The following is a 25,726-nucleotide window of genomic DNA, read 5'->3' as shown; positions in this document are numbered from 1 at the left end:
ATTTTGCTATGAAAGGCCCCTTCATCGCAGCGCGTGGGGCGGTGAAAGGACCGGTCACGACTCCTTGCGGCTGTGCTTGTCTTCACTGAAGCGCGAGACGAGCGCCCAAGTGCCCGGAAGCAGCGCGGCCGCGACGGCGATCTTCAGCGCGTCCCCGACGAGGAACGGCACGACACCCTTTTCGAGCGCCGTCGACAGGCCGAAGCCGGTCGACGCCATCAGCCACGGCACACCGACCGAGTAGATGGCGAGGTTGCCCAGCACCATCGTCCCCGCCGTGCGCAGCGGCGTGCGGTCCCCGCCGCGGCCGGCGAGCGCGCCCACCAGCGCGCCGGCGAGGACGAACCCGACGACATAGCCGGCGCTGGCGCCGAACAGGCCCGACGAACCGTTCTGGAACCAGCCGAAGCCGGCCGCGCCGACGGCGAGGTACAAGGCCATCGACAGCGCGCCGCGCTTCCAGCCCAGCGCCGCGCCGACGAACAGGGCGGCGAACGTCTGGCCGGTCATCGGCACCGGCGAGCCGGGCACCGGGATCAGGATCTGCGCGGCCGCGCCGGTCAGGACGGCACCACCGGCGACCAGGACGGCGTCACGGACCAGCGCTCCGGGAACGAGGTCGGCGAGAACCGGACGGGTGCCGGCCACAGACAGCGAAGACACTCAGACCTCCTATGAGTACACGAATGTGAACCGAGGTTAACGCCAGACGGCGGGCCGCGGACCGAATGTCGGCCACCTCACGGTCATGGCCCGTCCACTCGTCCGGGTGGCATGGCCCTGCGCGGTCCAGACTCTTGGTGGAGGCTGCCGGACATGAAGAAACTCGGTTCGAGGCTGGTGTCGGTGACGATCCTGACCGGGGCGCTGGTGATGGGAGGCCCGGCGATCGCGTCGGCCGACGAGGCACCCGCGACGGCGTCCGCGTCGGTCGGGTCACTCGACGTGGAGATCGGCGACGAGCACGTGGTCACCGGCGAACTCGCGCCGTGCGACGTCGACGGCCCCTTGACCGCGAAGACCCAGGGCGGGTCCACGGGTGACTTCGCCCGCTTCGGCGGGGGTGAGTCGCGGTGTGGCCGGAACGGCGCGGTGGCCATCGGCGAGGCGGCCGGGCGGCGGTTCGAGACCACCCTGCTCAAGCGTTTCGGCGGTCCGGTGATCAAGGTCCGCACCTTCATGGCGAAATGCAGCACCACCGAGGACGGCAGCCTCGGCTACATCGAGTTCGGCGACGTCACCGGGTTCACGCTGCCGGACAACATCCCGCAGAACTACCGGCTGACCATCGCCGGCGGGAAGGGCGGGACGGCGCTGGCGTCGCTCACGGTCAACGAGACCGTCACGCCGACGCCGCCCGACGGGAGCCTCGTGACGCACATGCTGCACATCAAGCTGTTCCCGCAGGGTGGTGGCCCGGCGAAGGGCGACATCTACCTCGGTACCGCCCGCTGCGACCCGTACGGCAAGAAGAAGCCCTGAGTGAAGCTCATGCCGACTCGACCACAGGGTCTCCCAAAGGGCGCTCTGCGCCCGACGGGGACTTCACCCGCGCGCCGCTTTTGGCCGAAGGCCACGAAAACACGATGAAGGGGCGACTTTCACGTTCAACGTGACGTTGAGTGCGAACTTCGCCCCTTCGGCGGGTTTTCGTCAGCGCGCGGCGAATTGCACAGCCGCGGCGACGAACTCGCTCGCCCGGGTCGCCAGGTCCGTCAGCGATCCACCGGAGGTGAGCGCGTCGCCGAGCAGCGGCGTGGCGGCCGCGACGGCGATCGAACCCGACTCGAGGTACTTCGCGACCTCGGCGAGATGGACGCCGCCCGTCGGGACGAGCGGGATGTCCGGCATCGGCGCCCGGATCGCCCGCAGGTACGCGACCCCGCCGACGGCGGCGACCGGGAACACCTTCACCGCCGCCGCGCCGAGCCGCCAAGCCTGGTCGATCTCGGTCGGGGTCAGCGCGCCGCAGATCACCGGCAGCCCGCGTTCGTGCGCGCGCTCCAGCACCAGCGGGTTCACCGTCGGCGTGACCAGGAACGTCGCGCCCGCGTCCGCCGAGAGGTCCACATCGGACACCTCGCGCACGCTCCCGGCGCCGACGTGCGCGTCGTCGCCGAGCTTCTTGCGGATGGCCGCGATGGCGTCCGGGGCTCCCGGCGTGGTCAACGCCGCTTCGAGCACCCGCACCCCCGCCGCGTGCAACACCGTGGCGGCGTCGGCGAAGCGGCTCGCGTCCGCGGCCCGCAGGATCGCGACGAGCCGGTTTTCGATCAGGGTGTCCTGGAGGTCGTGCTGGATCATGCGGCCGGGACCGGCGCCTTTCCGGTGTAGGTGACGCCTGCCTCGTCGAAGTCCTTGAGCGCGGCGTCGACCGTCGGCTGCGAACCGCCGACGGTGAGATCCAGCAGCACTCGCACGGTGAAGCCCGCCTTCGCCGCGTCGAGCGCCGTCGCGCGGACGCAGAAGTCGGCCGCGATGCCGACGACGTCGACCTCGGTGACGTCGCGCTCCTTCAGCCACGCGTCGAGCGTCTTGCCGTCGCGCGCGTTGCCCTCGAAGCCGGAGTACGCGGCGGTGTACTCGCCCTTGGAGAAGACCTCGCTGATCGGGACCACGTCGAGCGCGGGGTGGAACGACGCGCCGGAGGTGCCGGCGACGCAGTGACGCGGCCAGCTGTCCTTGAAGTCCGGCGTCTCGCTGAAGTGGTCGCCCGGATCGATGTGGTAATCGCGGGTGGCGACGACGTGCGCGTAACCCCCTTCCTCGGCCTGCTTGGAGATCGCTTCGGCGGCGGCTGCGCCACCGGGCAGGCCGAGCGACCCGCCTTCGCAGAAGTCGTTCTGCACATCGACCACGATCAGAGCGGTCCCCATGTGTTGCTCCTGAGTTCTCTTTAGACGAATACGGTCGGGATGGCGGGCTCTCCGTGTGAGAGCTTGAGGCCTTCCCACGGAAGGCTCACCAGCGCCCGCCGAAGCCGCTGGCGCGCGTCGTCCAGCGTGGGCAAATCATCCACCGTCCGGCCGTCCCGGACCAGCGGAATCTGCAATTCGTGGTCGTTCGGTCCCCGTTCCGGGACCACCGAGCCGTCGGTCCAGATCACCTCTTCGACGGCGGTACCGGTCTCGCGGTGCCGTCGCAGCGCGGATTTCCGTCCGCCGCGGGACTCCTTGTGGGCGCTGCGCTTGGCGACGGGCCTGCCGTCGACCTCGACGAGTTTGTAGACCATCCCGGCGGTCGGCGCGCCGGAGCCGGTGACGACCGAGGTCCCGACGCCGTACGCGTCGACAGGTTCCGCCCGCAGCGCCGCGATGGCGTGTTCGTCGAGGTCACCGGACACCACGATGCGGGTGTCCTCGGCGCCGAGGGAGTCCAGCTGCTCGCGGGCCTTGCGCGCCAGCGGTCCGACGTCGCCGGAGTCGATGCGGATCGCGCCGAGCTCGGTCCCGGCCACCCGGACGGCAGTTTCGATGCCCTTGGTGATGTCGTAGGTGTCCACCAGGAGGGTGGTGTCGGCGCCCATCTTGTCCACCTGCGCGCGGAACGCCTCTTCTTCGCTGTCGTGCAGCAACATGAACGCGTGCGCGACGGTGCCCCGCGTCGGGATGCCGTAGCGGCGGCCTGCTTCGAGGTTGGACGTCGTGGCGAAACCGGCGAGGTACGAGGCCCGCGCGGCGGCGACGGCGGCCCATTCGTGCGTGCGGCGCCCGCCCATCTCGATGATCGGCCTGCCGTGCGCGGCGCCCGACATCCGCGCCGCCGCGGACGCGATCGCGCTGTCGTGGTTGAGGATCGACAGGATCAGCGTCTCCAGCACGACGGCGTCGCCGAAGCCGCCGGTGACGGTCAGGATCGGGGAGCCGGGGAAGTAGAGCTCGCCCTCGGCGTAGCCGTCGATGTTCCCGGAGAAGGAGTAGTCCGCGAGCCACGAAAGGGTGGCGTCGTCGACGACGGCCGTCGCTTCCAGCTGACTCAGCTCGGCGTCGGTGAACCGGAAGTCCGCGATCGCGTCGAGGACCCGCCCGGTACCCGCGACCACTCCGTAGCGGCGGCCGTCGGGCAGACGACGTGCGAAGACCTCGAAGACACACGGCCGGTCCGCGGTCCTGTCGGACAGGGCGCTGGCCAGCATGGTCAGCTCGTAGTGGTCGGTGAGCAGCGCGGTGCTGGCGCCAGTGGCCGCCTCGGGGAAACCCATGGCACCAGCCTATTCACCCACATGGCCGGACCTGCCAGCCCGTACCGGGTTGGGCCCGTGACACCATGGAGTGCATGTCCACGCCTGTCGCATCCGAGCAGACGCAGGTTGATCCACAGGGAGTAGAAGTCGTCTCTGAGGACAAGCCCTGGCGGACGGTCGTCTGGAACGATCCGGTGAACCTCATGTCGTACGTGACGTACGTGTTCCAGAAGCTGTTCGGTTACAGCCGGGACCACGCGACGAAGCTGATGCTCGACGTGCACCAGAAGGGCAAGGCGATCGTGTCCTCCGGTTCCAAGGAGAAGGTGGAGGTCGACGTCGCGAAACTGCACGCGGCCGGTCTCTGGGCGACCATGGAGCAGCCTTCATGAACGGATGGCGCCGCAAGGGCGAGACCATCGTCGCCGGGTTCGAGCAGCAGGAGGCCGCGGTGCTGCGCGGTCTGGTCAGCCAGCTGGAGGACATGCTCACCGCGCGCGCCGAGGAAGCGCCGCAGGACGAGCTGGCCGAGCTGACCGGGATCCGCACGGGCCCGACGGAGTCGCCGGACGACCCGGTGCTCTCACGGCTGCTGCCCGACTTCCACAAACTGGACCCGGACAACCCGACCCGCGAGGACATCGACTCGGCCGCCGCGATGCGGTCGCTCCACGAGCCCGATCTGCTGGACAAGAAGGTCGGCGTCGCCAAGATCGTGCTGGACACCCTGCCGCGTGACGGCGGGAACGTGCGGCTGACCTTCGAGCAGGCCGACGCGTGGCTGGGCGCGCTCAACGACGTCCGGCTGGCGCTGGGCACCGCGCTCGACATCACCGAGGACATGCCCGACGAGCTGCCCGAGGACGATCCCCGCGCGCCGCATCTGGGCGTCTACCACTGGCTGACCTGGGTCCAGGAGACCCTCATCCAGTCGCTGACATCGTGATCACCGACGTTCCCGGCGTGCTGGTCGGGCACCACGAGCGGGTCGGCGACGGCTGGGCGACCGGGACGACGGTCGTGCTGGTCCCCGGTGGCGCTGTCGGCGCTGTCGACCAGCGCGGCGGCGCGCCCGGCACGCGGGAGACCAATCTGCTGGAGCCGGAGAACCTGGTCCAGCACGTCAACGCGATCTGCCTGTCCGGCGGGAGCGCTTACGGCCTGGCCGCGGCGGACGGCGTCATGCGCTGGCTCGCCGAACGGAACCTGGGGATCCCGGTCGGCACGGAACCGCACGAGGTGGTGCCGATCGTGCCCGCGGCGGTGCTGTTCGACCTGCCGCGAAGCGACTGGGGCAACCGCCCGGACGCTTCCTTCGGTTACGCCGCCTGTGAAGCGGCTGTCGGGGGGCCTGTACGGCTGGGGACCGTCGGCGCGGGCGCCGGCGCGAAGGCGGGTTCACTCAAAGGTGGGATCGGGACCGCTTCGGAGCGGGTCGGGGAGTTCACCGTCGGCGTCGTCGCCGCCGTGAACGCCGCCGGTGAAGCCGTGGACCTGTCGACAGGCCGCGCTTTCGCGGCGGATCACGAGGTCGACGGCGAGTTCGGCGTCCGCTGGCCGGACCGGCCCGGCGACGTCGAGGCGAAGGCGTCGGGGCTCAACACGACCATCGGCGTGGTCGCGGTCGACGCGGCACTGTCCAAAGCGGAGGCGCGACGGCTCGCGGTGGCCGCGCAGGACGGCCTCGCCAGGGCGGTCCGCCCGGCGCACACGATGTTCGACGGCGACACGGTGTTCGCGCTGGCGACCGGCGACCGGGAACTGCCCGGCGGCACGGGCCCCATCGCGGCGACGCGGCGCGCCATGGTGCTGGACACGCTCTGCTCGGCGACCGCGCGGGTCTTCGGGCGGGCGATGGTGCACGGCGTGCTGAACGCCACTTCGGCCGGGGGCATGCGCGCTTACCGCGACGTCTGGCCGGAAGCCCTCGCGTAACGAGAAGCGGGCGCGGGCGATCAAGTCGGCATGCGTCAAGGGGGATCGTGGATCATCGAGATCCACAACGACAACATCAACACCTACGGCGGTGTCACGCTGGTGCTGAGTGACGTTCTCGGGTACACCACCGAGACCGCGTACCGGGTCGCCGGTGACATCGACCGCCGCGGCAAAGTGGATCTGGCGCCTGGCCCGTGGGCGGAAGGGGAGAAGCTGGTCGCGGCGCTGCAAGTGCGTGGCCTTCGCGCGAGGCTCAGGCATGCGTGACGGGGCGCGCGCGGTCCGGGACGGTGACTGCGTCCGGCTCGACCTGACGGAGAACGTGGCCGAAGTGCTGCGAGCGATCCTGGTCGATTTCGGCCAGGCCCTGGAGTCGCGGGCCGAGGACGTCCGGGACGACAGGTTGTTCCCCGACGCCTACCTCAAGAAGGCTGATAGCGAAGGCTTCCGGGAGCGTCACGGTGCGGAGATGCGCGCGGAAGTGCGGGCCACGCTCGCCAGGGTGCTCGACCGTTGGCCGGGCGGGACGAGTCTGGTCCTCGACCGGGCAGGGGTCGCCGATCTGCGGCTCGTGCTCGTCCAGGCACAGGTCAGGTACCTGCGCCGCCCGAGGTGGAAGGCGCACGCGCCGAACGACTTCGTGGCCAGCCGGGATCGCGACGTGAAGTCCGCCTGGCTCACCTCGCTCGACAACATGATCACGACCGCGATCCTCGACGACCCGGCGACACCGGGCGTCCACACGCTCTGAGTGGCGGCAATCTCAGAGTGTGGACCAGGCGCGTCCAGCACCTAAGATGTGCGGTGTGCTCCGGATCCGCCGTGAACTCGTCGACGAGATCGTCGCCCATGCCCGTCGTGACCACCCCGATGAGGCGTGCGGGGTGATCGCCGGTCCCGAGGGGTCGGACAGCCCCGAGCGCTACATCCCGATGCTGAACGCGGCGCGCTCGCCCACGTTCTACGAATTCGACTCGGGCGATCTGCTCAAGCTCTACCGCGAGATGGACGCCAACGACGAGGTCCCGGTGGTCATCTACCACTCGCACACCGCGACCGACGCCTACCCGTCACGCACCGATGTCTCGTACGCCTCGGAACCCGACGCGCACTACGTGCTCGTCTCCACCAAGGACCCCGATTCGCACCAGTTCCGGTCTTACCGGATCGTGGACGGGGAGATCACCGAGGAGCCCGTCGAGATCACCGGCTGAACCCCGTCCGGAATAACCCGGACCGGCCCGAACGTCTGCGTAGTAGAGAACCCACCGGAGGTAGAAAACCATGGCCGTGACCGTGTCCATCCCGACCATCCTGCGTACGCACACCGGCGGCGAGAAGTCCGTCGAGGCGAACGGCAAGACCGTGCTCGAGGTGATCGACGACATCGAGTCCCGCCACGGCGGCCTCAAAGCCCGCCTGGTCAAGGAAGAGAAGCTGCACCGCTTCGTCAACGTCTACGTCAACGACGAGGACGTGCGCTTCTCCGGTGGCCTCGAGTCCGAGGTCAAGGACGGCGACACCCTGACCATCCTGCCCGCCGTGGCCGGAGGCTGATCGATGGCTCGCTTCGAGTCGCTGCTCGACGCGCTCGGCGGCACCCCGCTGGTCGGCCTTCCCCGGCTTTCGCCCACGCACGACGTGCGGTTGTGGGCGAAGCTGGAGGATCGCAACCCGACCGGTTCGATCAAGGATCGCCCCGCGATGGCGATGATCGAGGCCGCCGAGCGTGAAGGCACCCTCCGGCGCGGTTCCACGATTCTGGAGCCGACGTCGGGCAACACCGGGATCTCGCTCGCCATGGCCGCGAAGCTCAAGGGCTACGGCCTGGTCTGCGTGATGCCGGAGAACACCTCCACCGAACGCAAGCAGTTGCTGCAGGCGTACGGCGCGCGGATCGTCTTCTCCCCGGCCGCCGGCGGCTCCAACGAGGCCGTGCGCCGGGCGAAGGAACTGGCCGAGGCCAATCCGGACTGGGTCATGCTCTACCAGTACGGCAACCCGGCCAACGCCGACGCGCACTACCGCGGCACCGGACCCGAACTGCTCAAGGACCTGCCGACGCTGACGCATTTCGTCGGCGGCCTCGGCACCACCGGGACCCTGGTCGGCGTCGGGCGCTACCTGCACGAGGCGAAGCCGGACGTGCAGATCATCGCGGCCGAACCGCGCTACGGCGAGCTGGTGTACGGCCTGCGGAACCTCGACGAGGGCTTCGTCCCGGAGCTCTACGACGCGAGTGTGCTCAACGGCCGGTTCTCCGTCGGCGCGTACGACGCGCTTCGCCGGACTCGCGAGTTGCTGGAGCACGAAGGCATCTTCGCGGGGATCTCGACCGGTGCCGTGCTGCACGCGGCCCTGGCTGTCGCGGAGAAGGCCGCCGCCTCGGGGAAGCCCGCCGACGTGGCCTTCGTGGTCGCGGACGCCGGGTGGAAGTACCTCTCTACGGGCGCTTACTCCGGTTCGCTGGACGAAGCGGCCGAAAGGCTCGACGGGCAGCTCTGGGCCTGACTTCCGGATGAGATGAATGGGACTTTCATGGCAAAATTTGCCATGAAAGTCCCATTCATCTCACGCCCGGGCGCTGGCACGATGGCGGGCATGAAGGTCATCGGGCTGCTGGGCGGGATGAGCTGGGAATCGTCGGCCGAGTACTACCGGTTGGTCAACGAGCTCGTCCGTGAGGTCCGCGGCGGGTACCACTCCGCGCGCACTGTGCTCTACTCCGTGGACTTCGCCGAAATCGAAGCGATGCAGGCCGAAGGCCGCTGGGACGACGCCGGGCGGGAACTGAACCGCGCCGCGCGCGGCCTCGAAGCCGCCGGAGCGGACTTCGTCGTCTTGTGCACCAACACGATGCACAAGGTCGCCGACCAGCTCACCAAGGGCCTCGGCATCCCGCTGCTGCACCTCGCCGACGCCACGGCCGTCGCGATCAAGACGAAAGGCATCGTGCGCGTCGGGCTCCTGGGCACCGGCTTCACGATGGCCCAGCCGTTCTACCGCGACCGCCTCGCCGCGCACGGGCTCGACGTGCTCGTCCCGGACGAGCAAGACCGCGAAACGGTGCACCGGATCATCTACGACGAACTCGTCCACGGCGTCGTCACCGAGGACTCCCGCGAGCGGTACCGCGAAGTCATCGCGAGGCTCGTCGAGGCGGGCGCGGAAGGCGTCATCTACGGCTGCACCGAGATCGAACTGCTCGTCGGCCCCGAAGACAGTCCGGTGCCCACCTTTCCCACCACCAGGTTGCACGCCGAAGCGGCCGTGGACTACGCGCTGGGCAAGGCCTCACTCCCTCCCGCGTTGTGAAGCTCGTGCTGGGAGACTGCCTGCCGCCACAGCCTGTCCTGCTCTTCACCGGTGAAACCGCCGCGAGGCACGCCGAAGACGTCCTCGATCGCCGTCCACCACTCGGCCGGTGATTCCAGCACCGTCTTGCCGCCCGGCAGGCCGCTCAAGGTCAGCGCACGCAGCGAGTCCAGGCCGTCGGCGTCCCGCCGCTGCAGGACCAGCGTGCGGACGAACCCGGAGTCCTCGGACGTGGACAGCTCCACGTGCTTCTCGGCGAAGTCCGCCATCACGGCCTTTTCCGGCGCGAAGTCCATCCCGACGAAGCTGCCCTGCGGATCGTGGTCGAACCGCCAGCCACCGGGTGTGACCTCGGAAGCCCGCAGGCGGAACACCAGCGGCCCCTGCTTGTATTCGCCTTCACGCAGCGGGAGCGGCTCGTGGATGCCGTCCCCGAGCCCGACGTCGACCAGCCAGCCGACCTCGGGCGTCTCCGGTAGCCCGGTCACCGTCAGCGCGAGGTGGTTGAGGTGGATCCCGGCCTGGTCGCCTGCCATCTGCGCCCCGCTCGGATGCCGGGTGACCTGGTAGCCGAGAGCCCTCAGCAGCGCCGAGAACGCGCCGTTGAGGTGATAGCAGTAGCCGCCGCGTCCGGCGGCGATCCGGCCGAACGACACCGCCGGATCCAGCGAGGTCACCCGGCCCAGCTGGACTTCGAAATCCTCGTACGGCACCCGTTCCACATGCGCCGCGTGCAGCCGGAAGAGCGCGTCGAGGCCCGGCGGCTCGTGCTCGAGGCCGAGTCGCGCGAGGTAGGCGGGCACGTCGACGTGCTCGGAAGAAGGGATCCCCATACGAGCGACCGTAGCCGCCCCCACCGACAATTCAGGGTTCTCACCGAGGCGATCCCGCCGATCCCCTCGTAGCCTGGGGAGGTGACCACTTTGCCTCCCCAGCCGGTCCCGGCGAGCGAGTCGCCCGGTGCGGACCCGGCCAAACGTGTCCTCCCGCCGAACCCGAAGGCCGCCGCGATCGTGGCGCTGGCCTTCACCGTGCTGCTCTACCTGGTGGAACTCGTCGACGTGGTGCTGCCCGCCGACCTCGACCAGGGCGGCATCCTCGCCCGCGACCTCTCCGGGCTCGACGGCGTGATCTGGGCGCCGTTGCTGCACCACGGCTGGGCGCATCTGTTCTCCAACACCGTCCCGGTCCTGGTGTTCGCCTTCCTCGCGATGGCCGCGGGCATCGGCCGGTGGGTGCTGGTCACCGCGATCATCTGGGTGCTCTCGGGCCTCGGCGTCTGGCTGATCGCGCCGAGCGGCACGGTGACCGTGGGCGCGTCCGGCGTCGCCTTCGGGTGGCTCGCGTTCCTGCTGGTCAGGGGCATCTTCAACCGGGCGGTCGGGCAGATCCTGGTGGCCGTGGTGCTGCTCGGCATCTGGAGCGGAATGCTCTGGGGATTGCTTCCCGGTGATCCGAACGTCTCCTGGCAGGGCCACCTGTTCGGCGCGCTGTCCGGGATCTTCGCGGCCTGGGTGGCGGCGCGGATGGACAGGTCCCAAGCCAAGCGAACGACCGGTGGCGGTCCCGGTAACCTCGCCGGGTGACCAAGCCGAGCGCCGACGCCCCGATCGGCGTCTTCGATTCCGGAGTGGGCGGGCTCACCGTCGCCAGGGCGATCCTTGAGCAGCTGCCCGGTGAGCAGTTGCGCTACGTCGGCGACACCGCCCGCAACCCGTACGGTCCGCTTCCCATCGCGACGGCGCGCGAGTACGCGCTCGCGGCCTTGGACGACATCGTCGAAGGCGGGGTGAAGGCGCTGGTCATCGCCTGCAACACCGCCTCCGCCGCCTGCCTTCGCGACGCGAGGGAGCGCTACGACGTCCCCGTGGTCGAGGTCGTCCTCCCGGCCGCGCGCCGGGCCGTCTCCGCCACGCGCTCCGGCCGGATCGGCGTGATCGGCACCGAGGGCACCGTCCGGTCCCGCGCCTACGACGACGCCTTCAACGCGGCACAGGACGTCGAGATCACCAGCGTCGCCTGCCCGCGGTTCGTGGACTTCGTCGAACGCGGGATCACCACCGGCCGTCAGGTGCTCGGTCTCGCACAGGGCTATCTGGAACCACTGCTGGACGCGCAGGTCGACACGCTGGTCATGGGCTGTACGCACTACCCGTTGCTGTCCGGGGTGCTGCAGATCGTCATGGGTCAGGACGTCACGCTGGTGTCCAGCGCCGAGGAAACCGCGCGTGACCTCGTACGCGTTCTCACCGAGGACGATCTCCTCGCCGAGCGCGACACCCCGCCGCGGCACGAGTTCGTCGCCACCGGATCCGCCGAGCCGTTCACCAGACTCGCTCAGCGGTTCATGGGTTTCGCTCCGGGTGTGCTGGCTCCCACCAGTGCGTAAAATCGCCGAATCCGTGCTTAAGGTGTCACAGTGCGTCTCACGATCCTCGGCTGCTCAGGCAGCATCCCCGGGCCCAACGCCGCCGCGTCCGGCTATCTGATCGAGGCGGACGGGTTCGTCCTGGGGCTCGAACTCGGCAACGGGACGCTCGCCGGGCTCCAGGCCCTGCGCGACCCGTTCGACCTGGACGCGCTGATCCTTTCGCACCTCCACCCCGATCATTGCGCCGACGTCAGCGCGCTCACCGTGCTGCGGCGCTACCACCCGGCCCTGCCGTATCCGGCGAGGCCGGCCCGGTTGCCGGTGTACGGGCCGTCCGACGTGCACGAGCGGCTCGCCCACGCCTACGCGGCGAACGAAGAGGAGCGGGCGACCACCGATCTCTCCGACGTCTTCGCCTTTCACACCCTGTGCGCCGAGCCCATGGGGATCGGGCCGTTCGAGGTCACCGCGGTCCCGGTCGACCATCCGACTCCGGCGTTCGGCCTGCGGATCGAACACGCGGGCAAAACCCTCGCCTACACCGGCGACACCGGCGTCTGCGACACCCTCACCGACCTCGCCGTCGGCGTCGACGTCCTGCTGTCCGAAGCGTCCTGGACCGATTCGCCCGACCGGCCCGCCGGCGTCCATCTGTCCGGCAAGGAAGCGGGAGAGCTGGGCCGCAAGGCCGGGGTGGGGCGGTTGCTGCTCACGCACGTCGCGCCCTGGACCGACCGCGCCGCCGTCCTCGCCGAAGCGGCCGTCGCGTACCCCGCGGCCGAGCTGGTCGAACAGGGCGCCGTCTACGACCTCTGACGCGGGGTTCTAGAGTGACGGCCGTGGCGAGAAAAGACGGCAGGAACGACGACCAGCTTCGCGACATCAAGATCACCCGCGGCTTCCAGCGGTGGCCCGCGGGCTCGGTGATGATCGAATTCGGCGACACGCGGGTGCTGTGCGCGGCGAGCGTCACCGAAGGCGTCCCCCGCTGGCGGGCCGGTTCCGGCCTCGGCTGGGTCACCGCCGAGTACGCGATGCTGCCGTCGGCGACCAACACCCGCGGTGACCGCGAATCCATCAAGGGCCGCGTCGGCGGCCGCACTCACGAGATCTCCCGGCTGATCGGCCGGTCCCTGCGTGCCTGCATCGACCTGGCGGCGCTGGGGGAGAACACGATCGTCATCGACTGTGACGTCATCCAGGCCGACGGCGGTACCCGCACGGCCGCGGTGACCGGCGGTTACGTCGCGCTCGCCGACGCGGTCACCTGGCTCGGCGCGGCGGGCCGCCTCGCCGACCCGCAGCCGCTTTCGTCCTCGGTTGCCGCGGTGAGCGTCGGCGTCGTCGACGGCCGGGTGCGCCTCGACCTGCCCTATGAAGAGGACTCGCGCGCGGAGGTCGACATGAACGTCGTGGCCACCGACGCGGGCACCCTGATCGAGGTGCAGGGCACCGGTGAGGGCGCCACCTTCGCGCGGTCCACTTTGGACACCATGCTGGACATGGCGCAGGCGGGCTGCGAGGAGCTGACCCGGCTGCAGACCGAAGCCCTCGCGCTGCCGTATCCCGGCGAACTCCCCGAGCCGCGTCCGGACAAGAAGAAGGGCGCGAAGTGACCAAGCTGCTCCTCGCCACGCGCAACGCGAAGAAGCTCGGCGAACTCCGGCGCATCCTGGTGGCCGAAGGGATCGAGGGCGTCGAGGTCATCGGCCTCGCCGACGTCCCCGAGTTCCCCGAAGCACCCGAAACCGCTCCGGACTTCGAAGGCAACGCGCTCGCGAAGGCACAGGACGCGGCCGCCGCGACCGGCCTCCCGGCCATCGCCGACGATTCCGGCATCGCCGTCGACGCGCTCAACGGCATGCCGGGCGTGCTCTCGGCCCGCTGGTCCGGCAAGCACGGCGACGACGAGGCGAACTTGGACCTCGTGCTGGCGCAGCTGTCCGACACTCCCGACGAGCGCATGGGCGCGGCTTTCGTCTGCGCGGCGGCGCTGGTCGTCCCCGGCGGGGACGAAACCGTGGTGCGCGGGGAATGGCGAGGCTCGCTGATCCGGGAACGCCGTGGTGCCAACGGATTCGGGTACGACCCGATCTTCGTGCCGGACGGCGGGACGCGGTCTTCGGCGGAGCTGGAACCGTCCGAAAAGGACGGCGCTTCGCACCGGGGCAAGGCGTTGCGGGCGTTGGTGGGAGAACTGCGGAAGCTGGCCGGCTGAGTTGGTCGTGAGTGGCGATTCGGGTTAGGACCCGAATCGCCACTCACGAGTCAGGACGCCAGGTCGAGGTCCCGCAGAAGCTTCGCGACGTGCCCTGTCGCCCGCACGTTGTACTGAGCCACAGCGATCTTGCCGTCGGCGTCGACGACGAACGTCGAGCGGATGACGCCTTCGTAGACCTTGCCGTAGTTCTTCTTCTCGCCGAAGGCGCTGTACGCCTTGAGGGCGGTCTTCTCCGTGTCGGAGAGCAGCGGGAAGGTCAGCCCCTCCGCCTCGACGAACTTCGCGAGCTTCGCGGGCTTGTCCGGCGAGATGCCGAGCACCTGGTAGCCGGCGTCGTTGAGCTGCGCGAGGCTGTCCCGGAAGTCGCAGGCCTGCTTCGTGCAGCCCGGCGTGCCGGCGCTCGGGTAGAAGTACACGACGACCGACTTGCCGCGGAAGTCGCTGAGCTTGACGTCGTTGCCCTCGCTGTCGGGGAGGGTGAAGTCGGGCGCTTTGTCGCCGGGGGAGAGTCGCTGCTCGGTCATGACGCACACGGTAGCGAACCGGCGGCGTCAGACCTTCCCGCAGTACTTCGCGGCGACAGGCTCCGCGAGGCTCGGCCGCACCTGCAGGCGCAGCTTCACCGGCTTGTCCGGAACGGCGAACGCCAGGTTCAGGTGGACCGACCGGCCGGGCGCCACGTCCTTGCCGGCGTCCGCGATGCCGTTGTAGCCCTGAGTCGGGTCGACGACCTGTTTGACCGACGGGCTTTCACCGTCCACTTCGCCGGTGACGGACAGGCCGGAGAGCCGGTACGTGTCGGCGCCCGCGTTCGTCACCTCGATGCCGAAGGCCACGGCGCGCGGGCTCTGCGGGTATGCCGACGCGCTCGGCTTGAACGACTTCGGCGCGGACACGGAGATCGTGACACCGGTCGCGAACCGGTGCGGGGCACCGAACGCCAGGTCACCTTCCGCGTGCGTCGCGGCCAGTCCCTGCGCCGGGGCGTCCGCGCCGAGCACGGCGGCTCCTTTTTCCGGTGCCGGAACTCCGCACGCGGCCGCCAGCATCAGCGAGCAGGCGGCGATGAAGAGCTTCGGGGTGCGCGGGGGCGCCATGTGCGGTTACTCCAGTCGGCGGTGCGGGTGGGCCGTTCGAGGTAGTCATTAGTGCCGAAGAGTCCAGAGTGACGGTCTTCCGCAGCCGAGAGGAGCGGCACGGCCGGGTTGAGGCGCACCTGGTGTACAGCCGTGGCCGATCCGTGATCGGAAGGGCACGGCTAGTGACAGTAGTCACCTGGATGACACACCGGCCGAGGTCAAACGGCGAAGGCGAAGAACAGGATGAAGATCGCCAGACCGGACACCCAGGCCACGATCAGCCAGCCGAAATCGCGCATCGGGTCGACCGCGCGGCTCTCCTCGCCCGGGACGTAGACGCCGCGCTCCTCGAACCAGTCAGCCCACCGGGTCATCCAGCGAAAAGGGCTTCGAGACGCCATGACACTCACAGTACGGGCATGGGCGAGCCGGGCCGGCCAGGGAGGGGCCGCTCGAAAGGGCGAATCGGGCGTACCTGTAGTCGCCCACTAGGCCCTTTTGTCCAACGGGTTCACCCGTCAGGCTGTAGCGATGGCGCTGGGAATAGATATCTACAGCCGCTTTCAGACCGTTACCAACTGGCAAGCCGTCAAAGACCATGGGGTGACGTTCGTCTTCGTCAAGCTCACCGACGGTGGTGGTCTGCCGAACGGCGGCCGCAACACCGGCGACGCGCTGGTGGCAGGCGCGAGATCGGTGGGGATTCCGGTGGGCGGGTACCACTTCGCCCAGGTGAGCCCTTCGCCGGAGGCGCAGGCCGACGTACTGATCGGGGAGGTCCGGCGGCTTGGGGCGACAGGCTGCGTCCCCATGCTCGACCTGGAGGACAACCCTCCCGGTACGGGTACGCCGAACATTCCCGACGGACGCAAGCGCGACTTCGCGATCAGATTCTGCGACCGCGTGGCGGGACACGGGTTCCGCCCCGGTGTCTACCTGAACAACGCGCACGCCAGGATGCTGCGCCCGGATCAGTTCGGCGTGCCGGACCTGGTCATCTGGATCGCGCGCTACGGCGCCAAACCCGATCCGGCCGCGGGCCGCTACGACATCCACCAGTTCGCGGACTCCGGCCAGGTCTCCGGTGTCCGCGCGAGCAGTGTCGACCTCAACGAGTCCTACACGAACGCCCACTTGACCGGCGGCGGCGCCGCCCCGAAACGGAAGGCGACGACAGAACTCATGGAACGCAGGACCATTCCGGCCAGCTCGGCCACCACATCCGTGCGGCTGTTGCTCTCCGGCAGCGAGACGGCCGCGATCATCGTCCGCCCGCGAGTCGACGGTGACGGGATCACCGACGCGCCCGTGTGGCAGGGCAATATCTACGCCTGGGGCAGCGACAAGGTCGGTGTCGGCGGGAATCCCTTGCAGACGCCCGGATTCAATCCGAAGACGGTTTCGCACCGGCGGTACGCCCTGCCTGGCGCGGTGTGGGCCGACTACGAGTACAGCTCGAACATGGAGTTCGAGATCGACATCGTCGGCTGATCCTGGAGGCCCGTGAAGGCCTCCTTCCCTACCTTCAGAGTAGGAAAGGAGGCCTTCACGGACTTCGGGACCTCAGCGCATTGGTGACCTTTCACCGGCCGGGCGCCGCATCCCGGATGGCGTCCACGATGAACTGGTAGCCCGTGCACCGGCACAGGTTCCCCGAGATCCCCTGCCGGATCTCGGCGTCCGTCGGGTCCGGGTTCTCCTTCAGCAGTTCCACCGCCGTCGCCAGCATCCCGGGCGTGCAGAAACCGCACTGCAGCCCGTGGTGTTTCCGGAACGACTCCTGCAGGGGGTGCAGCCGGCCATCGGAAGCCAGCCCCTCGACGGTGACGATCTCCGAGCCGTCCACCTGGACCGCCAGCAGGCAGCACGAACGCGCGCTCGCGCCGTCGAGGGTGATCGTGCACGAGCCGCAGACGCCGTGTTCGCAGCCGACGTGCACCCCGGTGAAGCCCAGGTCGTGGCGCAGGAAGTCGGCCAGCGTCCGCCGCGGTTCGCAGTCGGCGCGGTAGGTCCGTCCGTTCACCGTCACGGTGACCGTGATCATGCGACCTCCTTCGCTCGCGCGATCGCCCGCCGGGTGAGGACGGCGGCCATCTCGCGCCGGTAGCCGGCGGGGGCGTGGAGGTCCTCGGGCGGATCTGTCGCCGACGCGACGAGTTCCGCGGCGAGAGCGATCGCGTCGTCCGTCAGGGGGCCGCCGGCGAGCGACTCTTCGGCGGCGGTGGCCCGGATCGGCGTGGGGCCCGCGCCCGCGACGGCGATCCGCGCGGTTTCGCAGGTATCGCCGGACATCGCCACGGTGGCGAAGACGGCGACCAGCGCGAGGTCACGGCTTCGGCGGCTCAGCTCCTCGACCGCCCAGCCGCCTCGATGCCGCGGCACCGAGATCCGGGTCAGCAGTTCGCCGGGGCCCAGCACCGTGCGCTGCGGGCCGAGGAAGAAGTCCCGCGCGGCGACGAGCCGTTCGCCCTCCGGCCCGCGCAAGGCGAATTCGGCGTCGAGCGCGACCATCACGGCGGGCAGTTCCGCGGCGGGGTCGGCGTGCGCGAGGCTGCCGCCGATCGTGCCCCGGTTCCGGATGGCCACGTGCCCCACGAAACCCAGGGCCTCGGCGAGCAACGGGACTGTGGACCGCACGACAGCGGACGTCTCGACGGCGCGATGCCGGGTGAGCGCGCCGATCTCCAGCCGTCCGTTCTCCTCGCGCAGGAAGGAAAGCTCGTCGACGCGGTTGATGTCGACCACCAGCGACGGCCGGGCCTGACGCAGGTTCAGCAGCGGCACCAGGCTCTGCCCGCCCGCCAGCACCCGCGCGCCCGGCGTGCTCAGTGCTTCGATGGCGTCGTCGAGCGACGAAGCCCGGAAGTACTCGAACGGCGCGGCCTTCACCGGCGTGCTCCCCGCTTCATCGCGGCCAGCAGCCGCGGCGGCGTGATCGGCAGCGAAGTGATGTCGACGCCGTAGGCGCGCAGCGCGTCTTCGACCGCGTGCGCGATCGCCGCGCCACCGCCGATCACGCCCGCCTCCCCCATCCCCTTGAACCCGCCGGGAACGTGCTCGGCGGGCGTGGCCATATGGGATACGGAGAACGGCGGGATCTCGGTCGCGGTCGGCAGCAGGTACCCGGTGAACGAAGTGGTCTCCATCCGTCCGCCGGCGCCGTAGACCAGTTCCTCGTACAGCGCCCCGCCGATGGCTTGAGCCGCGCCGCCGTGCAGCTGCCCGTCCACGATCGTCGGGTTGATGACGGTGCCGCAGTCGTGTGCGATCAGGTAGTCCAGCAGCGTCACCACACCGGTCTCCTCGTCGACTTCGGCGAGGACGGCGGTGCAGCCGAACGACGTCGCGACGTTGACCGGGTCGTAGACCTCTCGCTCTTCCAACGTCGGAGTCTCGTCTTCGGGCCAGACGCCGTTCAGCCGCCGGTATGCCGCGTCGCCGATCGCGGCCAGCGTGACCTCCTTGCCCGGTACGCCCTTCACCGAAACGATACCGTCCTCAAGGGACAGATCGTCGGGGGAGACCTCCAGGATGTGACCGGCCACCCGCAGGATCTTCGCCCGCAGCCGGGTCGACGCGTTCAGCACCGCCGCGCCGCCGACGGCCGCCCCGCGGCTCGCCGCCGTGCCGTAGCCGGTGTACGGACAGCTGTCGGTGTCGCCGGAAATGACGGTCACGTGGTCGAGCGGGACGCCGAGCGTGTGTGCGGCCACCTGCGCCAGTGTCGTGTGGATGCCCTGCCCGATCGAGGACAGTCCGGTGTGGACGGTCACGTGCCCGGTCGAATCGACCCGCACGACCTCCTCGTCGAAGCCGGAATGCCCCAAACCGGAAAGGTTGATGATCCGGCTCGGCCCGAACCCGGTCAGCTCGTTGTGGAACGAATACCCGATGCCGACACCGTTTCCGCGGCGCTCGGCCCAGCCCGCGTCCTCGACGGCTTTCAGGCAAAGGTCCAGGCAGTCCGCGTAGCGGCCGCTGTCGTAGACGAACACCGGGCTCTGGTACGGAAACGCCTCCGGCGGGATGAAGTTCTTGCGCCGCACCGCGTGCGCGTCCATCCCGAGCCGTTTCGCCAGCTGCTCCACCAGATGTTCGTGCACGAAGTTCGCCTTCGGCAGCCCGTAACCGCGGAAGGACCCGTACGGCGAACGGTTCGTCATCACGGCCACGAGGGTCAGTTCCACGTTCGGGATGGCGTACGGCCCTGTCAGCAGCGATGTCGTCGTCCAGCACGGACTCGGGCCGACGGTCCCGAGCACCCCGCCGAGGACGCCGTACACCGTGGCCCGCAGGCCGGTGATCGTGCCGTCGTCCTTGGCCGCGAGCTCGACGTCGATCTTCTGCTCGCGCGAGTGCGCGTTGGCGACGAAGCTCTCCGCGCGGTCCTCGATGAGCTTGACCGGCTTGCCGGTGCGCCGCGAAAGGATCGCCGCGACGACCTCCTCGGCGTAGAAGTCGAACTTGTTCCCGAAGCCGCCGCCGACGTCGGGCGTGCGCACGCGGATCCGGTCCATCGAGAGCCCGAAGACCTCGCCGAACAGTTCGCGCGCGAGGTTGGGCGCCTGCGTCGCGAGCCAGACGTCGAGCCGGTCGGTGAACGGATCCCAGGTCGCCACCACGCCGCGCGTTTCGATCGGCGTGCCCATCTGGCGGGCGAAGCGGAACGACTCGGTGAGCACGACGTCGGCCTCCGTGAACGCGGTACCCACGTCACCCATCGGGATGGTCCCGGTGCCGGCGACATTGCTCGGCCAGTCTTCGTAGAGCTTCGGCGCGTCGTCCGCCAGCGCCTGCTCAAGTGAACTGGCGGTCGGGAGTTCCTCGTACTCGACCTCGATCAGTTCCAGCGCGTCTTCGGCGGTCGCCCGGTCCTTCGCCGCGACGGCCGCGACGCCTTGGCCGGGATACCGGACCTTGTCCACGGCCAGCGCGTGGGCCTGGGGCACCCGCATGTCCGGCAGATTCGACCAGATCACCGGCTGCGGCGCCTTCGTGCTCGCCCGCACGTCCTCGCCGGTGACCACGGCGAACACCCCGGGATGGGCCTCCGCCGCGGTGGTGTCGACGCGCACGATCCGCGCGTGGGGATGAGGACTGCGCAGGACGGCGGCTTCCAGCATCCCGGGCAGCCGGACGTCGTCGATGTACCGCGCCCGGCCGGTGAGCAGCCGGACGTCCTCCTGCCGGGTCACCCTCGCGCCGATCAGCCCCTCACCCATGGCTTCACCTTTCCGTACCGGCGGCCTCTCGCGCATCGTGCACACGGGTCATGGCCTCCCGGTCCGCCACCGGGAGCCACTGCCGCTCCGGGTCGAAAGGCCGGTAGCCGGACCGGACATGCTCGATCAGCAGCGGCAGCGTGGGGTGCCGGTTCTCGTGCCGCCACAGCAGCGAGAACGGGTACACCGGTGTCGGGTCGACGAGCGGGATCTGGACGACGTCCGGATGCCAGGGCACGTGCATTTTCGCGCCGACGAAGCCCAGGCGGTCCTTCGACCGGCTGAGTACCTCGATGTGGTGTTCGAGCCCGAAGTTCGGGCCGTCGGTGTCGACGAGGACGCCGAACGCCGGGCACAGTTCCTGCCAGAACTCGGCCCATTCGCTGGCCCGCGCGTTGTAGGGCATCCAGGCCGTCAGCCCGGCGAGTTCCGCCATCTCGACCAGTCGCCGCCGGGCGAGCGGATGCCGCCGTCCGACCAGCAGGTTCGCCGGCTCCAGGTAGGCAGGCGTACGGCCGATCCCAGGGTCCGTCACGGTGCTGACGCGGGCGAAGGCGGCGTCGACCGACTCGGGCAGCATGGCCCGCCGCGCCGCGCCCAGACCGGGAGTGACGAGTTCCAGTTCGTCGTCGTGGTCGGCGTGGAACGCCCGGATCACCTCCATGGTCGCCAGTCGCGTGCCGAGGACGTCGACGCGCAGGGGACGGCGCCTGCCCTGAAGACGTTCGACGGCCTGGTCCGCGAGGCTGATCAGCGCACGAGCGTGGACGAGGAACTCCTCGCCGTCCTCGGTCGGCTCGGCCCCGCCGCGTGTCCGCGACAGCAGCCGCACGCCGAGATCCGCCTCCAGCTTGGCGACCCGCTTGGAGATCGCCTGCTGGCTCACCTCCAGCCGGATCGCGGCCTCGCTGAAGTACCGGTCCTCGGCCACCGCGACGAACGCGCGCACCGCGCCCAGGTCCAGCTCCATTGTGCTCCCTTTACAACTGATGGTTGTCGAGGCCCGCGTGTCGCTTGTTGGACAGCACCTGCGTGCCTTGGGTCCAATCGCCCCGTCGGACCGGAATCGTACAACCGTGGGGAGTGGCCGGTGGACTCCTTCGTGCACCTGCACGTTCATACCGAGTACTCGATGCTCGACGGCGCGGCCAAGATCGCGCCGCTGTTCGCCGAGGCCCAGCGGCTCGGCATGCCCGCGGTGGGCATGACCGACCACGGGAACATGTACGGCGCCGACGAGTTCTACCGGCAGTCCGTCCGGGCCGGGCTCAAACCGGTGATCGGCATCGAGGCCTACCTCGCGCCCGAGTCACGTTTCCACAAGAAACCGGTCTTCTGGGGACGGCGCGGCGACGGCGGCGACGTCTCCGGCGGTGGCGCCTACACGCATATGACCATGCTCGCGGAGAACGCGACAGGGCTGCGGAACCTGTTCAGGCTGTCCTCTTCGGCCAGTCTGGAGGGGTACTACCGCAAACCCCGGATGGATCGCGAGCTCCTCGCCCGGCACCACGAAGGCATCATCGCCACCACCGGCTGCCCGTCCGGCGAGGTGCAGACCCGGCTCCGGCTCGGCCAGCCGGACGAGGCTATCCAAGCGGCCTCGGACTACCGCGACATCTTCGGCGCGGACGACTTCTTCCTGGAACTGATGGACCACGGTCTCCCGATCGAGCGGTCCGTGCGCGAAGGGCTGCTGGACCTCGGCCGCAGACTCGACCTGAAACCCTTGGCCACCAACGATTCGCATTATGTCACCCAGAATCAGTCGGAGGCGCATTCCGCGCTGCTGTGCGTCCAATCCGGCAAGACCCTCGACGATCCGGGCCGGTTCAAGTTCGACGGCGACGGCTACTACCTCAAGTCCGCGGAGGAGATGCGCCGGTACTGGGACGCCGAGGTCCCGGGTGCGGCGGATGCCACCCTGCTCATCGCCGAACGGATCGAGCCCTACGACGAGGTCTACCGGCACCTCGACCGCATGCCGGTCTTCGAGGTCCCGGAAGGACACGACGAAGAGTCCTGGCTGCGCGAGGAAGTCGCGGCCGGGCTCCGCCGCCGGTTGCCGGATGGCGTCCCCGACGCTTACCTCGCACGCGCCGACTTCGAGATCGGAGTGATCGCCGAAAAGGGCTTCCCGGCGTACTTCCTGATCACCGCCGACCTGATGAACCACGCTCGCCGCGTCGGCATCCGGGTCGGGCCCGGCCGCGGTTCGGCGGCGGGCTCGCTCGTCGCGTACGCGCTCGGCATCACCAACCTCGATCCGATCGACCTCGGCCTGCTGTTCGAACGGTTCCTCAACCCCGAGCGGGTCTCCATGCCGGACATCGACATGGACTTCGACGACCGGCGGCGCGGCGAGATGATCCGGTACGCCACCGACAAGTACGGTGCCGAACACGTCGCGCAGGTGATCACCTTCGGCACCATCAAGACCAAGGCGGCCATCAAGGATTCCGCCCGCGTCCACTATGGACAGAGCGGGTACGCCATCGCGGACCGGATCTCCAAGGCGCTCCCGCCGCCTGTCGCGGCGAAGGACATCCCGCTCGCCGGGATCGTCGAGCCGGGCCACGAGCGTTACGCCGAAGCCGCCGAGGTCCGCACGCTCCTGGAAGGCGACGGCGAGGCGGCCAAGATCTTCGAGACCGCTCGCGGACTCGAAGGACTGATCCGCAACGCGGGGGTGCACGCCTGCGCCGTCATCATGTCGAGTGAGCCGCTGCTCGACGCGATCCCCTTGTGGCGGCGGGACGACGGCGCGGTCATCACCGGCTGGGACTACCCGTCGTGCGAGGCCATCGGCCTGCTGAAGATGGATTTCCTCGGCCTGCGCAACCTCACCGTCATCGGCGACGCGCTCGACAACATCAAGGACAACCGCGGCGAGGACATCGATCTCGACACGCTCGGCGTCGACGATCCGGCGACCTACGAGCTGCTGGCCCGCGGCGACAGTCTCGGCGTCTTCCAGCTCGACGGCGGCGCGATGCGGGATCTGCTGCGCCGCATGGGGCCGACCGGATTCGGTGACATCATCGCGGTGAACGCGCTGTACCGGCCCGGACCCATCGCGATGAACACGCACAACAACTACGCGGACCGCAAGAACCGCAGGCAGCCGATCGGGTCGATCCATCCCGAACTGGCCGAGCCGCTGCGCGAGATCCTGGCCGAGACCCACGGCCTGATCGTCTACCAGGAACAGATCATGCGGATCGCGCGCGACGTCGCCGGCTACTCGATGGGGCGCGCCGACGTACTGCGCAAGGCGATGGGCAAGAAGAAGAAAGAAGTACTGGAGGAGGAGTTCGAGGGCTTCCGGGACGGCATGATCGCCAACGGGTTCTCCCACGCGGCCGTGCAGGCCCTCTGGGACGCGATCCTCCCGTTCGCCGGCTACGCGTTCAACAAATCCCACGCGGCGGGTTACGGCCTGGTCGGCTACTGGACCGCGTACCTGAAGGCGAACTACCCGGCGGAGTACATGGCGGGTCTGTTGACTTCGGTGGGGGACAACAAGGACAAGTCGGCGGTCTATCTATCGGAATGCCGCAGGCTGGGGATCAAGGTGCTGCCGCCGGACGTCAACGAATCGGGGCTCCGGTTCTCGGCGGTGGGGGACGCGATCCGGTTCGGCCTCGGCGCGGTGCGCAACGTCGGCGCGAACGTCGTCGACTCGGTCATCACGACGCGGCGGGAAAAGGGGAAGTACGCGTCGTTCACCGATTTCCTCGGCAAGTCGGAACTGGTGGCCTGCAACAAACGCGTGATCGAGTCCCTGGCGAAGGCGGGCGCTTTCGACTCGCTCGGGCATACGCGGCTCTCGATCCTGCGGGTGCACGAGGACGCGGTGGACGCCGTGGTGCCGTTGAAACGCAAGCAGGCGATGGGGCAGTTCGATCTCTTCGGCGCGGACGAGGAGAGCCAGGACGACACCTCGCCGCTCGCCCACCTCAGGTTCGGCGTCGAGGAGTGGCCGCGCAAGGAACTGCTCACCTACGAACGGGAAATGCTCGGGCTGTACGTCTCCGCGCATCCGCTCGACGGGGCGGAGCGCGTCCTGCGCAGGCATGCGCCCCGGCCGATCGCGGCGATCCTCGACAATCCGCCGCGGGAGGGGGAACTGGTCGTCGCCGGGCTCATCACGTCCATGGAGCGGCGGGTCAACAAGAAGGGCGAGCCGTGGGCCATCTGCACGATCGAGGATCTGGACGCCGCGCTCGAAGTGCTGTTCTTTCCCAAGGCGTACGCACTGTTCGTGGCGGATCTGGCCGAGGACAACGCCGTCCGCGTCAGCGGCCGGGTGAACTGGCGGGAGGACAAGATGTCCGTGTTCGGCGGCGGCCTGGTGCCACTCGATCTGTCCACGGCGGGGGACGGGGAACCGCCGCTGACCTTGCACGCGATCGCCGAGCGGCTGACCGAGGAAGCGGTGCTCGACCTGAAGCGGACTTTGCTGGCGCACAAGGGGGACACGCCGGTCCGGGTGAAGCTCGCCGGGACGGTGTACGCGCTCGACGACTATCCGGTCGTCGTCAGCTCGATGCTCCTGGGCGAGCTGAAGTCCGTTCCCGGCATCACGCCGGAGACCGGCCGGTTTACGGTGCGGGGATGAGTTCTCACGTCGCCCAGCGAAACGGCGAGACCGCGACAGCCGAAGACCTCGCGCCGCTCGCCTTCGCGGGCTTCGCTCACTTCACCGCCATGCAGGTGCGTGACGGCCTGATCCGCGGCCTCGACCTGCACCTGGACCGGCTCCGGACGGCCTCGACGGAGCTGTTCGGAGCCGCTCTGCCCGACGACCGGATCCGCTCCTACCTGCGCAAGGCACTGGAGTCCTGTCCCGCCGACGTGTCCATGACCGTGACGATCCACCTGCCGGGCGACCTCGAAGTCCTGGTGCGCACCCGGCCACCGGCGGCCGGTCCGGCAGGACCGCTGGCGTTGACGGCGGTCGAATACGAACGCGTCCTCCCCGCCATCAAGCACACCGGCGAGATGGCGAAGTCGTACTTCCGGCGGCAGGCCGTTCTGGAAGGCTTCGACGACGCGGCGTTCCTCGACCGTCAGGGCAGGTTCAGTGAAGCGACGATCTGGAACCTCGCCTTCTGGGACGGCGATACGGTGGTGTGGCCGGACGCCGGACTGCTGAGGGGAACCACGATGGGCATCGCGCGGCGGCGGCTGGGGGCACTCGGTGTGCCGCAACGGGACCAGGAGATCACGCTCGCGGACCTGCCGGGGCTCGCGGGCGCGGTGGTCATGAACTCGTGGACGCCGGGGGTCGCGGTGCGCCGGATCGGCGCGACGCCGCTGCCGGAGGCGCCGTCCTTCGTCGCGGTGCTGCACCAGGCTTACGAAACAGAACCCTTCACCCGACCTTGAAAGGAA

Annotated in this window: 30 protein-coding genes; 18 read left to right on the top strand and 12 right to left on the bottom strand. The window is 69.3% G+C overall.

The features are described 5' to 3' along the window. Positions 1–54: 54 nt before the first annotated feature. Positions 55–663 (bottom strand): biotin transporter BioY, encoded by a 609-nt coding sequence (locus ACFOSH_RS32495; protein WP_378243450.1) that lies wholly within the window; start codon positions 661–663, stop codon positions 55–57. 153 nt (positions 664–816) lie between these two features. Here ACFOSH_RS32495 and ACFOSH_RS32490 point away from each other — a divergent pair, with 153 nt between their 5' ends. Further along, entirely contained in the window at positions 817–1,482 is a 666-nt protein-coding gene (locus ACFOSH_RS32490) for a choice-of-anchor P family protein (RefSeq protein WP_378243448.1), read from the top strand. A gap of 171 nt (positions 1,483–1,653) precedes the next feature. On the opposite strand, the gene ACFOSH_RS32485 is transcribed toward ACFOSH_RS32490, so the two are convergent. From ACFOSH_RS32485 to ACFOSH_RS32475, 3 genes are read right to left on the bottom strand one after another with little or no spacing between them, the layout of a single operon-like run. Beyond that, on the bottom strand, positions 1,654–2,304 hold the full coding sequence (locus ACFOSH_RS32485) for a bifunctional 4-hydroxy-2-oxoglutarate aldolase/2-dehydro-3-deoxy-phosphogluconate aldolase (protein WP_378243446.1): 651 nt from the start codon (positions 2,302–2,304) through the stop codon (positions 1,654–1,656). Then, positions 2,301–2,876 carry an isochorismatase family protein gene (locus ACFOSH_RS32480; protein WP_378243444.1) on the bottom strand — a complete coding sequence of 192 codons (576 nt, stop codon included), beginning with the start codon at positions 2,874–2,876 and terminating at the stop codon, positions 2,301–2,303. Before ACFOSH_RS32480 ends, ACFOSH_RS32485 begins: the two co-directional genes overlap by 4 nt. 20 nt (positions 2,877–2,896) lie before the next feature. Then, a complete protein-coding gene (locus ACFOSH_RS32475; RefSeq protein ID WP_378243442.1) occupies positions 2,897–4,201 on the bottom strand; it encodes a nicotinate phosphoribosyltransferase in 1,305 nt (434 codons plus the stop codon). Between the two features lie 74 nt (positions 4,202–4,275). Between ACFOSH_RS32475 and clpS the strand changes: the two genes are divergently transcribed. The 9 genes from clpS (at position 4,276) to ACFOSH_RS32430 (ending at position 9,436) form a co-directional block, all read left to right on the top strand. After that, positions 4,276–4,575, top strand: a complete 300-nt coding sequence (gene clpS / locus ACFOSH_RS32470; protein WP_026466907.1) for an ATP-dependent Clp protease adapter ClpS — start codon at positions 4,276–4,278, stop codon at positions 4,573–4,575. Further along, positions 4,572–5,129, top strand: a complete 558-nt coding sequence (locus tag ACFOSH_RS32465; protein ID WP_378243440.1) for a DUF2017 domain-containing protein — start codon at positions 4,572–4,574, stop codon at positions 5,127–5,129. Before clpS ends, ACFOSH_RS32465 begins: the two co-directional genes overlap by 4 nt. After that, positions 5,126–6,118 carry a P1 family peptidase gene (locus ACFOSH_RS32460; protein WP_378243438.1) on the top strand — a complete coding sequence of 331 codons (993 nt, stop codon included), beginning with the start codon at positions 5,126–5,128 and terminating at the stop codon, positions 6,116–6,118. The genes ACFOSH_RS32465 and ACFOSH_RS32460 overlap by 4 nt, the downstream gene beginning before the upstream one ends. Positions 6,119–6,148: 30 nt before the next feature. Next, positions 6,149–6,388, top strand: coding sequence for an ATP-dependent Clp protease adaptor ClpS (locus ACFOSH_RS32455; RefSeq protein WP_378243437.1), 240 nt, complete (start codon positions 6,149–6,151; stop codon positions 6,386–6,388). Next, on the top strand, positions 6,381–6,872 hold the full coding sequence (locus tag ACFOSH_RS32450; RefSeq protein WP_378243435.1) for a DUF2017 family protein: 492 nt from the start codon (positions 6,381–6,383) through the stop codon (positions 6,870–6,872). Before ACFOSH_RS32455 ends, ACFOSH_RS32450 begins: the two co-directional genes overlap by 8 nt. 55 nt (positions 6,873–6,927) lie before the next feature. After that, positions 6,928–7,335 (top strand): Mov34/MPN/PAD-1 family protein, encoded by a 408-nt coding sequence (locus ACFOSH_RS32445; RefSeq protein WP_101613470.1) that lies wholly within the window; start codon positions 6,928–6,930, stop codon positions 7,333–7,335. Between the two features lie 70 nt (positions 7,336–7,405). After that, on the top strand, positions 7,406–7,678 hold the full coding sequence (locus tag ACFOSH_RS32440) for a MoaD/ThiS family protein (protein ID WP_020631108.1): 273 nt from the start codon (positions 7,406–7,408) through the stop codon (positions 7,676–7,678). Positions 7,679–7,681: 3 nt separating this feature from the next. Beyond that, positions 7,682–8,632 (top strand): PLP-dependent cysteine synthase family protein, encoded by a 951-nt coding sequence (locus tag ACFOSH_RS32435; RefSeq protein WP_378243432.1) that lies wholly within the window; start codon positions 7,682–7,684, stop codon positions 8,630–8,632. Positions 8,633–8,722: 90 nt separating this feature from the next. Continuing rightward, a complete protein-coding gene (locus tag ACFOSH_RS32430; protein WP_378243430.1) occupies positions 8,723–9,436 on the top strand; it encodes an aspartate/glutamate racemase family protein in 714 nt (237 codons plus the stop codon). Here the strand turns inward: ACFOSH_RS32430 and ACFOSH_RS32425 are convergent. Further along, entirely contained in the window at positions 9,397–10,269 is an 873-nt protein-coding gene (locus ACFOSH_RS32425) for an arylamine N-acetyltransferase family protein (protein ID WP_378243428.1), read from the bottom strand. The genes ACFOSH_RS32430 and ACFOSH_RS32425 overlap by 40 nt on opposite strands. An 81-nt stretch (positions 10,270–10,350) precedes the next feature. Here ACFOSH_RS32425 and ACFOSH_RS32420 point away from each other — a divergent pair, with 81 nt between their 5' ends. Genes ACFOSH_RS32420 through rdgB form a run of 5 tightly spaced genes read left to right on the top strand, consistent with a single transcriptional unit; the run spans position 10,351 to position 14,025 of the window. Continuing rightward, the gene (locus ACFOSH_RS32420) at positions 10,351–11,022 is read left to right on the top strand and encodes a rhomboid family intramembrane serine protease (protein WP_378243426.1); all 672 of its coding nucleotides are present in this window, start codon (positions 10,351–10,353) and stop codon (positions 11,020–11,022) included. Beyond that, on the top strand, positions 11,019–11,825 hold the full coding sequence (gene murI, locus ACFOSH_RS32415; RefSeq protein ID WP_378243424.1) for a glutamate racemase: 807 nt from the start codon (positions 11,019–11,021) through the stop codon (positions 11,823–11,825). The genes ACFOSH_RS32420 and murI overlap by 4 nt, the downstream gene beginning before the upstream one ends. A gap of 30 nt (positions 11,826–11,855) precedes the next feature. After that, positions 11,856–12,623 carry an MBL fold metallo-hydrolase gene (locus ACFOSH_RS32410; RefSeq protein WP_378243422.1) on the top strand — a complete coding sequence of 256 codons (768 nt, stop codon included), beginning with the start codon at positions 11,856–11,858 and terminating at the stop codon, positions 12,621–12,623. Between the two features lie 23 nt (positions 12,624–12,646). Next, positions 12,647–13,423 (top strand): ribonuclease PH, encoded by a 777-nt coding sequence (gene rph, locus ACFOSH_RS32405; RefSeq protein ID WP_378243420.1) that lies wholly within the window; start codon positions 12,647–12,649, stop codon positions 13,421–13,423. Beyond that, positions 13,420–14,025, top strand: a complete 606-nt coding sequence (gene rdgB, locus ACFOSH_RS32400; protein ID WP_378243418.1) for an RdgB/HAM1 family non-canonical purine NTP pyrophosphatase — start codon at positions 13,420–13,422, stop codon at positions 14,023–14,025. Before rph ends, rdgB begins: the two co-directional genes overlap by 4 nt. Positions 14,026–14,075: 50 nt before the next feature. Here the strand turns inward: rdgB and bcp are convergent, their stop codons facing one another. From bcp to ACFOSH_RS32385, 3 genes are all read right to left on the bottom strand, one after another. Further along, positions 14,076–14,552, bottom strand: coding sequence for a thioredoxin-dependent thiol peroxidase (gene bcp, locus ACFOSH_RS32395; RefSeq protein ID WP_378243416.1), 477 nt, complete (start codon positions 14,550–14,552; stop codon positions 14,076–14,078). 27 nt (positions 14,553–14,579) lie between these two features. Continuing rightward, positions 14,580–15,125: a hypothetical protein gene (locus ACFOSH_RS32390; protein WP_378243414.1), complete on the bottom strand. Its 546-nt coding sequence runs from the start codon at positions 15,123–15,125 to the stop codon at positions 14,580–14,582. Between the two features lie 200 nt (positions 15,126–15,325). After that, positions 15,326–15,508: a hypothetical protein gene (locus tag ACFOSH_RS32385; protein WP_026466904.1), complete on the bottom strand. Its 183-nt coding sequence runs from the start codon at positions 15,506–15,508 to the stop codon at positions 15,326–15,328. A 130-nt stretch (positions 15,509–15,638) separates the two neighbouring features. On the opposite strand from ACFOSH_RS32385, the gene ACFOSH_RS32380 reads away from it, so the two are divergent. Continuing rightward, complete coding sequence (locus ACFOSH_RS32380) at positions 15,639–16,598, top strand: glycoside hydrolase family 25 protein (RefSeq protein ID WP_378243412.1); 960 nt, start codon at positions 15,639–15,641, stop codon at positions 16,596–16,598. A 91-nt stretch (positions 16,599–16,689) separates the two neighbouring features. On the opposite strand, the gene ACFOSH_RS32375 is transcribed toward ACFOSH_RS32380, so the two are convergent. Genes ACFOSH_RS32375 through ACFOSH_RS32360 form a run of 4 tightly spaced genes read right to left on the bottom strand, consistent with a single transcriptional unit; the run spans position 16,690 to position 21,299 of the window. Further along, positions 16,690–17,151 carry a (2Fe-2S)-binding protein gene (locus ACFOSH_RS32375; protein ID WP_378243410.1) on the bottom strand — a complete coding sequence of 154 codons (462 nt, stop codon included), beginning with the start codon at positions 17,149–17,151 and terminating at the stop codon, positions 16,690–16,692. Further along, the gene (locus ACFOSH_RS32370; RefSeq protein WP_378243408.1) at positions 17,148–17,996 is read right to left on the bottom strand and encodes an FAD binding domain-containing protein; all 849 of its coding nucleotides are present in this window, start codon (positions 17,994–17,996) and stop codon (positions 17,148–17,150) included. The genes ACFOSH_RS32375 and ACFOSH_RS32370 overlap by 4 nt, the downstream gene beginning before the upstream one ends. Next, a complete protein-coding gene (locus ACFOSH_RS32365; RefSeq protein WP_378243406.1) occupies positions 17,993–20,329 on the bottom strand; it encodes a xanthine dehydrogenase family protein molybdopterin-binding subunit in 2,337 nt (778 codons plus the stop codon). Before ACFOSH_RS32365 ends, ACFOSH_RS32370 begins: the two co-directional genes overlap by 4 nt. Before the next feature lie 4 nt (positions 20,330–20,333). Next, positions 20,334–21,299, bottom strand: a complete 966-nt coding sequence (locus ACFOSH_RS32360) for a LysR family transcriptional regulator (protein WP_378243404.1) — start codon at positions 21,297–21,299, stop codon at positions 20,334–20,336. Positions 21,300–21,419: 120 nt separating this feature from the next. On the opposite strand from ACFOSH_RS32360, the gene dnaE reads away from it, so the two are divergent. Together dnaE and ACFOSH_RS32350 are read left to right on the top strand one after the other, a co-directional pair. Further along, positions 21,420–24,950, top strand: coding sequence for a DNA polymerase III subunit alpha (gene dnaE / locus ACFOSH_RS32355; RefSeq protein WP_378243402.1), 3,531 nt, complete (start codon positions 21,420–21,422; stop codon positions 24,948–24,950). Then, on the top strand, positions 24,947–25,720 hold the full coding sequence (locus ACFOSH_RS32350; RefSeq protein ID WP_378243400.1) for an aminotransferase class IV family protein: 774 nt from the start codon (positions 24,947–24,949) through the stop codon (positions 25,718–25,720). The genes dnaE and ACFOSH_RS32350 overlap by 4 nt, the downstream gene beginning before the upstream one ends. Positions 25,721–25,726: the final 6 nt, after the last annotated feature.

It is taken from the genome of Amycolatopsis speibonae (assembly GCF_042647925.1).
In the GTDB taxonomy this organism is placed as follows: domain Bacteria; phylum Actinomycetota; class Actinomycetes; order Mycobacteriales; family Pseudonocardiaceae; genus Amycolatopsis; species Amycolatopsis speibonae.
The sequence above is the reverse complement of the archived record's forward strand: the minus strand, read 5'-3'. Positions and strand labels throughout refer to the sequence as shown.